1 protein-coding gene and 1 pseudogene are annotated in these 1,272 nt (G+C 48.3%); both read right to left on the bottom strand.

The annotated features are described in order from the left end of the window. A partial coding sequence (locus tag L5L77_RS22490) for a hypothetical protein (protein WP_263223443.1) occupies positions 1 to 789 on the bottom strand: 789 nt, incomplete at its 3' end. A 183-nt stretch (positions 790 to 972) separates the two neighbouring features. Then, positions 973 to 1,272 (bottom strand): annotated as a pseudogene (locus L5L77_RS22495) (hypothetical protein); the annotation flags it as partial.

Consider the following 1,272-nt stretch of genomic DNA (forward strand, 5'->3'; position numbering starts at 1 on the left):
GCCAACTATTCGTTCATTTTTCAATAAAAAGAGTTCCGACCCCGGTAATTGCTTCATCAGTAGCGACAACACTTTATGCATATCTTCGGGATGGCAATAACAGTCGAGATTTGAATAATATCCGAAATAAAACCTGTCTGTATCACACGATATATATGGCCTCTTGTGGGTCACTTTTATCATATGGGGGTGTCCACGCTTGATAGCACTTATTGAGGTGGTTTCTACATTTTTAAAACCAGTAAAGAACAATGCCCCCAGAGCCATTCCACCTACACCAACCAGCGCTGCTGGGCCTAAAAAGGCCACCCCGACAATACAAACCACCACACCAAACCAAGCCAGCCCCCGCACTACCGCATAGGCTGCATCCGGAATAGCATCATGATAGGTGGTGACCAGCCCCTCGGTGGTGAGCCGATAGTGGTACTGTTTGTCAGCCAACCAGAGGTAGCGCATAAATGGCCCAAAAATCATCGCTATGATGAGAAAATAATACCATTGCTCAAATCCATACCAGCGTGTCACCAACCCAACTAGAGCCGTAATCCCGCACGGAATAAGGACCATGATCCACCCCATGCCATACACAGTCGCTACCTTAAGATCCCACTCATAAAGCGTGGGCGCCTCTCGCACCCGCTGCTGACGCAACTGATAGAGCCGGTCTTGCTCCTCTTGGGGTAATTGCAGGTACTCACTGCGCGGCAGGTCTTCATACCGACTGTCGTCCAACAGTTGTGTCTCTTGCTCTGTCGACGCCGACTGCGGCGCTGCCCTCTTATTCATATAGCTATTCCTTTGCTGTGCCCACGGTACTCCATGGTCATCGTTAACCTACCCACACGGCTTGTACTTAATGTCTTCTCACCCTTGACGACCTTGCCGCTAAAGGCCTGTCAACATCTTGGTGGCAATGCTGCCACTGATGGACACCGAATCTCGCGCCAATAATAGGCGCGAGAAAAAACGTTAACCGGGCTGGGTATTCTCAGGGGCAAAATCTGACAATTGGACTGGTTCGCCGTCACGGGTGCCAACTTTAGAGAGGCCAACTATTCGTTCATTTTTCAATAAAAAGAGTTCCGACCCCGGTAATTGCTTCATCAGTAGCGACAACACTTTATGCATATCTTCGGGATGGCAATAACAGTCGAGATTTGAATAATATCCGAAATAAAACCTGTCTGTATCACACGATATATATGGCCTCTTGTGGGTCACTTTTATCATATGGGGGTGTCCACGCTTGATAGCACTTATTGAGGTGGT

This window comes from Shewanella sp. SM29 (assembly GCF_025654245.1).
Taxonomy (GTDB): Bacteria; Pseudomonadota; Gammaproteobacteria; order Enterobacterales; family Shewanellaceae; genus Shewanella; species Shewanella oncorhynchi.